The organism is Pseudoalteromonas fuliginea (assembly GCF_000690055.1).
Taxonomy (GTDB): Bacteria; Pseudomonadota; Gammaproteobacteria; order Enterobacterales; family Alteromonadaceae; genus Pseudoalteromonas; species Pseudoalteromonas fuliginea.
Map to the genome: position 1 here is coordinate 1 of NZ_JJNZ01000121.1, position 8606 is coordinate 8606.

Below are 8606 nucleotides of genomic sequence, written 5' to 3' on the forward strand. Positions count from 1 at the left end.
AACATGCACTGCCCTTTGGGTTCTTTCTAGGGACGATTAACTCTTTGTTGCTCGGTTTTTACTTAGCCCACTAGGTTACAAACCTCACGCCGCGATTTAATCGCCCCTAGATTGAACAAATTTCAATCCACAAAGATCAACACGCCCTAATATTTTTTTGAAAATTAAATTATGTCTGGAATAATTTTAATTTAACTTTTATCTCGCGGTACAAAATCAAGTACCGTTGCGTTAATACAGTAACGATCGCGCCCTCTTGGGCCTTCACCAGGAAATAAATGCCCTAAGTGTATACCAGTACTTTTTGAGCGAAGCTCAATGCGTGTCATACCCCAACTACTGTCGTCATGCTGTGTTACATTGTTTTTTACTGGATGAGTAAACGACAACCAACCAGTACCTGAGTTAAACCTATCGCTTGTATCAAATAGTGGCTCACCACTTAATTTATCTACAAAAGTACCGTCAGGTGTATTTTTAAACTCTTTGTACTCTTTACAGTAAGGTCTATCTGTTCGCGCATCAAATGCAACTTTGTAAGCATCGCTGTTACCTAATTTAAAAGCGCCTAATGCTTTATAAAACTCTTCAGGCGTTGCGTAACCTTGACGGCCATATACCTCAACGCCATTTTCTAAAAACAAAATGGTCGGTGTTGCCCACGTGGCTGACTTAATAGTTAAATCATCAAGTTGGTCAGCATGGCGAAACGACATTGGTATTGTCCCTTTGTAGTCATTTGCGACTGCTTTTTTGAATTTTTCACAGTATGGGCAGTATTCACGTGAATCTAAGACTACGATTTGCTTTCCTGCTAATAAAGCAGTGTTATCTACTTTTTCTACAGGTGTTTTATTAAAAACAACACCGGTAGAATGATCTGGGCAATAGCCATTAGGGTTCTTTTCTAAATAATTTTGATGATACTCTTCTGCCGATACAAAGCCTTGAAGCGGTTTAATAACTGTTTCAATTTTGCCGTAGCTCGCATCAGTTAAAAGTTGCTGATATTTCGACTTAACTTGCTCTGCAACTTTAGCCTGCGCATCGGTAGTCGTTAATACGATTGAACGATATTGCGTACCGATGTCGTTCCCTTGGCGATTTTTTTGCGTAGGATCGTGACTTTCAAAATAGTTTTTTAATAGATCTTCTGCTGAAATTATATTGCTGTTATACATAACTTGTACAACTTCAGCATAATTGTTCTCGTCAAAACGACGAGACTGATCAGTAATGTTTCTGTACGTTGCTTTAAAGCCTTTGCCGTCAGCGTAACCCGACTCAGCATCTATAACGCCATTAAGCGCTTCGTAGCGTTTTTCGGCTCCCCAAAAACAACCGGATCCAAGTACAATAGTTTCTACATGCATGGTTGCTTCGACATTACTGTGCTCAACCTTTTCCATAGATAAAGCAAAACTGCCTGCGCTAAATATAATAGCAGCGCCTGATAAATATAATAAATGCTGGTGTTTCATAAAGTACCTCATAAACAAGTGCGTGCTAATTAAGACCTCCTTATCTTAATTTTCATTTCAAACTAATTACTTATTTAGTACGAAGCGTATTAAGTTTTAGTCCTCAATAAGTTAAATACGATTAATTGAATATAAAAATACTCTTAAACTAAGCTGAGCAAATAAAAATAACCACTTAGTCGCAATGGTGTAAATAAATTAATAAAACTGTGTTACGTTTAAATTATGTTGTACAAATAGGTTTATTTAATGAAGCCAGCTCCTCATATTTATGCATTAACAAACAGTAGCTTACTGTTTGATGCATCGCATTTAGACGCTACAGATAGACTCTCTATTCAAAAGAAAATTTGGGCTTTAACTAGCCACTGTAAAAGCACTGATGAATTTAGCGATTTGGTGCCCGCCATGAACTCGCTCACTCTTTATTTAAAATCAGATAAACACTTAAAACAGTGGTTACAAGTGCTACCTTCGCTGTGGAATGATATTAAAACGAGTACATTTAAGGGGCAGCATCACTTAATCGAAACAACCTACAAGGGTGAGGACATTAATTACGTGGCTCGCTATCATAATTTAAGTGCCGATGAAGTTATTAATATTCATAGTAACACCAAGTACCACGTTTTATTTTTAGGCTTTCAGCCCGGTTTTGCTTACCTACATGGCTTAAATGAGCAATTACATACACCAAGGCGTGATGAGCCACGTACTAGGGTTCCTAAAGGCTCTGTTGCGATAGGTGCTGCACAAACCGGAATTTACCCCGCAGATACCCCAGGTGGTTGGCATATAATAGGTCATACAGATACTGCTTTGTTTGATTCGACCTCTGAGCAACCTTGTTTAATTCAACCAGGCGATACGCTTGAATTTGTTCCGCTCGTTAATAAAGGAGCAAATCATGATTAAAGTACTTAAAAGTAGTGTATTGCTTACAATTCAAGATTTTGGCCGTGAAGGCTACCGCCATTTAGGTGTAAGTAAAGCGGGTAGCTTGGACCCCATTGCACAAATAATTGCTAATAGATTACTTAACAATAACGACAATGATGCCGTTTTAGAAATAACTGTGGGTTTGTGCGAGCTTGAATTTACTTGCGACACAGTAATTGCACTGCATGGTGCCGATTTGCAAGCAACCCTCGATGGACATGCAATTTATCCTGGTTGGACATATGCAGTAAAAAACAAACAAGTACTGAACTTTGCTACTGGTAGAGCCGGCTTAAGAGCTTATTTAGCAGTGAAAGGCGGTATACAAAATACTGAGGTTATGGGCTCTAAATCTACAGATTTAAACGCGTGTTTTGTTGGTATTGAAGGTAGAGCTCTCACCACTGGTGATGAAATACCTATTACTCCTTATTATGGAGAGTTTATAAAAGTAGGCGCAATGGCTCCCGCCCAGCGCAAGCTTATACGGCTGCACCAAAGCCCTCATGCTAATTTATTAGGCGAGCCTTTACTTAGCAACTTTGTATCTACCGCATTTAAAGTTAGTAGTAACAGCAACCGGATGGGCGTAAGGCTTGAGCATAAAAATAATTTGGGGCATTCGCACTCTTTGCCATCATTAGGGGTGAGTCCTGGGAGTATTCAACTACCACCAAATGGAGAGCCTATTGTTTTACTAAATGATGGCCAAACCACAGGGGGCTATCCGCTTTTAGGCACTGTTATTGAAGCCGACTTACATCAATTTGCACAATTTAGACCTTTAGATACTGTTGAGTTTAAATATGTAACGTTTGAAGAAGCAACAAAGGCGAAGCAGAAACTTGACGGACACCTACATCAATTGAGCCTTGCACTTAAAAATAACCTATAAAAACATTCTAAAAATAAATAGGAAAACTATGTTCGATTTAAATTATTGGCCGCTTATTGGCATTCCTGTTGTAGTTATCGGTTTTGCACTGCGCTTTAATCCTTTACTAGTGGTTACCTTTGCAGGACTTGCGACCGGCTGGGCAGTCAATCTTGATTTTATCAGCTTGCTGCAAACATTTGGCGAAAAGTTTATGAACTCGCGCCAATTAGCGAGCTTCATTTTAATTTTACCTGTTATTGCACTGCTTGAACGTTATGGATTACAACAACGTGCGCGCGATTGGATTTCACAAATTAAAACAGCCACCAGCGCGCGTATACTCGCTCTTTATTTTATTGTTAGAGAATGCTCGGCTGCACTTGGTTTACTGTCACTCGGTGGACAAGCACAAACGGTTCGCCCTTTGCTTGCTCCTATGGCATTAGGAGCTGCTACAAATAAATATGGCGAATTGCCTAAACCCGTAAAAGACATGATCAGCGCCCATGCGGCGGCAGTTGATAATATTGCGGTATTTTTTGGGGAAGACATATTTATAGCCTTTGGTGCTGTTTTACTTATGGATGCATTTTTAAAAGAAAACGGTATAACCGGTATTGAACCACTGCATATTGGTCTATGGGCAATCCCTACTGCAATATGCGCTTTAGTTATACATTTATTTAGACTAGCTCGACTCGAAAGTAAAATTGCAAAAGCGGTTCAAAAGTACAATGCACCGGAGCCAATACTATGAGTAAAGTAATTGACGCCGATGTATCGCATACAAGCACTGCACTCGTGACTATTGAAAACATATACCTGCTTATTGGCATCATGGTAATGTTTTTAGTAGTACGTACCCTGCAAGACAAAAATCATCCCAAAAGGCTTACAACCGCCCTATTTTGGTTTTTATTTGGCAGTAGTTTTTTATTTGGTGATTTTGCTATTGCAACTTTTGGTGCACAAATAACGTATTTAATGGTGGGCATTAGCGTATTACTCATTGCTTTATTAGCCGGCTTAAATTTAGTTTCTATGGGAAGTTACTCTATTCCCAGCGAGCAGGTTCAAAACCAAAGCGCTAAGACTCTAGGTAATAAGTTATTTATTCCCGCTTTAATGATCCCAATTGTTACCGTAGTCTTTACTGTACTATTTGATAATGTTGCTATAAATAATGTTTACTTACTTGATCAACGCCACTTAACACTTGCATCTTTAACCATTGCTTGTATTTTTGCATTACTTGTTGGCTGGAAAATAACCGGTGGTAGCCCTGTTCAAGCCGTAAGCGAATCACGCCGTTTAGTAGATTCTATTGGTTGGGCAGCCATTTTACCGCAAATGCTAGCCATGCTTGGTGGGGTATTTATTGTGGCGCAAACAGGCGACTCAATTAAAGAACTAGTTACTTTATTTATAGCCCCTGATAACCGTTTTATGCTGGTTGTTTTGTATTGTATAGGTATGGCATTTTTTACCATGATTATGGGTAACGCGTTTGCTGCATTTCCAGTGATGACTGCTGGTATTGCGATGCCATTTTTAATTGAAGGTCATGGCGCAAGCCCTGCACCTTTAGTGGCGCTAGGTATGTATAGCGGCTATTGCGGTACGTTAATGACGCCGATGGCAGCCAATTTTAATATTATTCCTGCCGCTCTTTTAGACTTAAAAGATAAGTACCATGTAATAAAGGTTCAAATTCCGACGGCAGTTACCTTACTCGCCGTTAATATTATTTTAATGTATAGCTTGGTGTTTAATGACTAAATCAACTTCTTCAATGGCGTGTGTATTAATAACCGGCTTTGCGCCTTTTGGTGGCGAAGCTATAAATCCTTCTTGGCAAGCAGTGCAAAAACTTGATGAAACTATCATCATGAAACACAAAATATGCACACTAGAACTTGCCTGTGAATTTAATACGTCTATCAGTCAGCTTATAAGCGCCATTGAGTCGCACAATCCGGCGGTTGTTTTGTGTATAGGCCAAGCAGGTGGGCGCAGTGAAATATCAATAGAGCGAATAGCAATAAACGTTGATGATGCACGTATTAAAGACAATGCAGGTAATCAACCTGTCGATACACCAATAGAAAAAAATGGCCCTGATGCCTATTTCACAAACTTACCAATAAAGCGCATGTTACAAGCATTGCACAACAGTAATATACCAGCTGCCATTTCGAATACGGCAGGCACGTATGTGTGTAATCACGTTATGTATGGTCTTATGCATTACATAAATGATCACTGCGCTGTAATGAAAGGTGGCTTTGTGCATATTCCTTATTTACCAAGCCAAGCTGTGCACCACAATGGCGCACCAAGCATGAGTGAGGAAACCGTTATTAACGCGCTAAAAGTGATGGTTGCGCAAGCTTTAAACAATAATAGTGACGTAAAAATAACAGCAGGCACCACACATTAACCACTTTGGTGCAGTTAAATATAACTTGGTGCATAAATTATTCTTAATTAATTGTAAAAGCTATGTGACTTGAGTAATTTTTTCTGATAAAACAAGGTTTCGCAGCACAGCAAATTGGCTTTGCTGCACACATAATAGGAATGAGGAGTTACTATGTGTTCAATTTTTGGGGTATTAGATATAAAATCTGATCCCACTCAATTGCGTACCCAAGCAATTGAAATGTCAAAGCTGCTTAGACACCGAGGCCCAGATTGGTCTGGTGTATACGCATCTGAAAAAGCTATTTTAGTGCATGAGCGTTTAGCTATTGTTGGTGTATCAAGCGGTGCACAGCCTTTATACAATCCTGAAAAAACAAATATTTTAGCGGTTAACGGCGAGATTTATAATCATAAAGAACTTGCAGCAGAGCTAGACGTTGATTTTACTTTTCAAACTCAATCAGACTGTGAAGTTATTTTAGCGCTGTACAAACAAAAAGGGCCTGACTTTTTAGATGATCTAAATGGCATTTTTGCATTTTGTTTATACGACGAAGAAAATGACGCTTACTTAATTGGCCGTGACCATATTGGTATTATCCCGCTTTACACGGGTCACGACGAGCACGGTAACTTTTACGTTGCTTCTGAGTTAAAAGCACTTTCTCCAATTTGTAAGCATATTGAAGAATTTCCACCAGGGCATTACCTGTACAGCAAAGATGGTAAAATGACGCCTTATTACAAGCGTGATTGGGAAACGTTTGATGCAGTTAAAGATAACAGCGCACAAGCCCAAGACGTTAAAGATGCATTAGAAGCGGCCGTTAAACGCCAGCTAATGTGTGACGTGCCTTACGGTGTATTACTTTCTGGTGGTTTAGACTCATCAGTTATCTCTGCTATCACCCAGCGTTTTGCTGCAAAACGTATTGAAGATAACGACGAAAGCGATGCATGGTGGCCTAAGTTGCATTCTTTTTCAGTAGGCCTTGAGGGTTCACCTGATTTAGCCGCGGCCCAAAAAGTAGCTGACATGATTGGTACTATTCACCACCCTATCATTTTTACCATTCAAGAAGGTATTGATGCATTACGTGAAGTGATTTACCACATAGAAACCTACGACGTAACAACAATTCGTGCCTCTACACCTATGTACCTAATGGCTCGCCAAATTAAAGCGATGGGCATTAAAATGGTGTTATCTGGCGAAGGTGCTGATGAGCTATTTGGTGGTTACTTATACTTCCATAAAGCCCCTAACGCACAAGAGTTTCATGAAGAGCTAAACCGTAAAGTATCAAAACTGCATATGTTTGACTGTTTACGTGCTAATAAATCAATGGCAGCATGGGGCGTAGAAGCACGTGTACCGTTCCTTGATAAAGAATTTGTTGATGTTGCTATGCGTATCAACCCTGAAGCTAAAATGTGTAAAGATGGCAAAATTGAAAAACACATTTTACGTGAAGGCTTTGATGGCTACTTGCCTGATGAAGTTTTATGGCGCCAAAAAGAGCAATTTTCAGACGGTGTTGGTTACAGCTGGATTGATACGTTAAAAGAGTTTGTAAACGAGCAAGTAAGCGATCAAGAGCTTGCAAATGCTAAATTTAAATACCCTATTAATACGCCAGATTCAAAAGAAGCTTACTACTACCGTACTATTTTTGAATCGCACTTCCCTGGTGATGCATCAGCTAAATGTGTACCACATGGTAAATCGGTAGCGTGTTCGACTCCTGAAGCACTTGCATGGGACGCATCGTTCCAAAACAATGCAGATCCATCAGGTCGTGCTGCGGGCGTTCATAACGACGCGTATGCAAGCAAAGGTTAACACTCTTTGTTTAACGAAGCGTAAGCCCAAATGGCTTGCGCTTCGCTTTATAAAACTCACTTCCACCGAATCTGTTTTTTATAGCCCTGCAAATAACTTAAAAGGCTCTAGTGCTTTAATTGTTATTTATAAAAATGGGTTAACATCAAAAACAATGCAATATATTGCATCACAATCAAACCACCCTGCTACCGTATTTTTAAATCAAAATGAGATAACTAAACGCCATTGTAATATTCGCTGGTTTAACCAAACAAGTGAAATTAAACGCTGTGGACATGGCACTTTAGCGGCCGCTAATTTTTTAATAAAGCATTTTGGTTATTGCCCAGAAGTACTTACATCAATGAGTCATGAGCGTTTTACTATAAGAGTAAAAAAACAACGCGCCCAGTTATTACTAAAAAGCATAGAGCCTAAAAAAAGCGAATTAGCTGCAGGTGAGTTAAAAAGTGTGTTTTCATCAGCAATAAAAGCAGCCTACAGTACCGGCGATAAAAACGGTTATACGGTTGTATTATTTAATAAAGAATTTAATGAAGACGTTGAAAAAGACGATTTAAAAAGCTTACACGTTGATTTTAAAGCTTTGAGTAAACTCCACAAAAATGCAGTAATTGCCCTTAGTATAAAAAATAAAGACAAGAAAAATGCCAGAGCGCATTTTAGATACTTTGCACCCCAGTTTGGAGTAAATGAGGACAGTGCAACGGGCTCAGCAATAACTGTTATTGCCCCTCTGCTATTTAGACTACATGGTTTAAATAAAGTTAAGCTTATACAGCAATCAAATAATGGCGCATTGCTAAATTATGAGTTTAACAATGCTAAAGTTGTCATTTACTAGGGCGTGTTGACCTTTGCGAATTGAAATTTGTTCAATCTAGGGGCGATTAAATCGCGGCGCGAGGTTTGTAACCTAGTGGGCTAAGTAAAAATCGAGCAACAAAGAGTTTATCGCCCCTAGGCAGAACCCGAAGGGCTGAGGGATCCCCACTTTATCCAGCGGCCTCTTTTTGATAATTAGAAATAAAGTTTTTTA

8 protein-coding genes are annotated in these 8606 nt (G+C 39.3%); 7 read left to right on the forward strand and 1 reads right to left on the reverse strand.

The window, feature by feature from the left end:
• Positions 1-191 precede the first annotated feature (191 nt).
• A complete protein-coding gene (gene msrA / locus DC53_RS00570; protein WP_007376579.1) occupies positions 192-1481 on the reverse strand; it encodes a peptide-methionine (S)-S-oxide reductase MsrA in 1290 nt (429 codons plus the stop codon).
• Between the two features lie 249 nt (positions 1482-1730).
• Here msrA and pxpB point away from each other — a divergent pair, with 249 nt between their 5' ends.
• The 7 genes from pxpB (at position 1731) to DC53_RS00535 (ending at position 8411) form a co-directional block, all read left to right on the forward strand.
• Entirely contained in the window at positions 1731-2396 is a 666-nt protein-coding gene (pxpB, locus tag DC53_RS00565) for a 5-oxoprolinase subunit PxpB (RefSeq protein WP_033032298.1), read from the forward strand.
• Positions 2389-3315, forward strand: coding sequence for a 5-oxoprolinase subunit C family protein (locus DC53_RS00560; RefSeq protein WP_033032300.1), 927 nt, complete (start codon positions 2389-2391; stop codon positions 3313-3315). Before pxpB ends, DC53_RS00560 begins: the two co-directional genes overlap by 8 nt.
• A gap of 28 nt (positions 3316-3343) precedes the next feature.
• Positions 3344-4054: a DUF969 domain-containing protein gene (locus DC53_RS00555; protein WP_008139239.1), complete on the forward strand. Its 711-nt coding sequence runs from the start codon at positions 3344-3346 to the stop codon at positions 4052-4054.
• Entirely contained in the window at positions 4051-5076 is a 1026-nt protein-coding gene (locus DC53_RS00550; RefSeq protein ID WP_033032302.1) for a DUF979 domain-containing protein, read from the forward strand. The genes DC53_RS00555 and DC53_RS00550 overlap by 4 nt, the downstream gene beginning before the upstream one ends.
• Positions 5069-5737, forward strand: coding sequence for a pyroglutamyl-peptidase I (gene pcp / locus DC53_RS00545; RefSeq protein ID WP_008139236.1), 669 nt, complete (start codon positions 5069-5071; stop codon positions 5735-5737). The genes DC53_RS00550 and pcp overlap by 8 nt, the downstream gene beginning before the upstream one ends.
• Before the next feature lie 153 nt (positions 5738-5890).
• Positions 5891-7564 carry an asparagine synthase B gene (gene asnB, locus DC53_RS00540; RefSeq protein ID WP_033032304.1) on the forward strand — a complete coding sequence of 558 codons (1674 nt, stop codon included), beginning with the start codon at positions 5891-5893 and terminating at the stop codon, positions 7562-7564.
• Complete coding sequence (locus tag DC53_RS00535; RefSeq protein ID WP_033032306.1) at positions 7548-8411, forward strand: PhzF family phenazine biosynthesis protein; 864 nt, start codon at positions 7548-7550, stop codon at positions 8409-8411. Before asnB ends, DC53_RS00535 begins: the two co-directional genes overlap by 17 nt.
• Positions 8412-8606 lie beyond the last annotated feature (195 nt).

Excerpts from the sequence above, each read along its gene's own strand:
- msrA (WP_007376579.1), bottom strand. The coding sequence starts at position 1,481 with ATGAAACACCAGCATTTATTATATTTATCAGGCGCTGCTATTATATTT.
- pxpB (WP_033032298.1), top strand. The coding sequence starts at position 1,731 with ATGAAGCCAGCTCCTCATATTTATGCATTAACAAACAGTAGCTTACTG.
- DC53_RS00560 (WP_033032300.1), top strand. The coding sequence starts at position 2,389 with ATGATTAAAGTACTTAAAAGTAGTGTATTGCTTACAATTCAAGATTTT.
- DC53_RS00555 (WP_008139239.1), top strand. The coding sequence starts at position 3,344 with ATGTTCGATTTAAATTATTGGCCGCTTATTGGCATTCCTGTTGTAGTT.
- DC53_RS00550 (WP_033032302.1), top strand. The coding sequence starts at position 4,051 with ATGAGTAAAGTAATTGACGCCGATGTATCGCATACAAGCACTGCACTC.
- pcp (WP_008139236.1), top strand. The coding sequence starts at position 5,069 with ATGACTAAATCAACTTCTTCAATGGCGTGTGTATTAATAACCGGCTTT.
- asnB (WP_033032304.1), top strand. The coding sequence starts at position 5,891 with ATGTGTTCAATTTTTGGGGTATTAGATATAAAATCTGATCCCACTCAA.
- DC53_RS00535 (WP_033032306.1), top strand. The coding sequence starts at position 7,548 with ATGCAAGCAAAGGTTAACACTCTTTGTTTAACGAAGCGTAAGCCCAAA.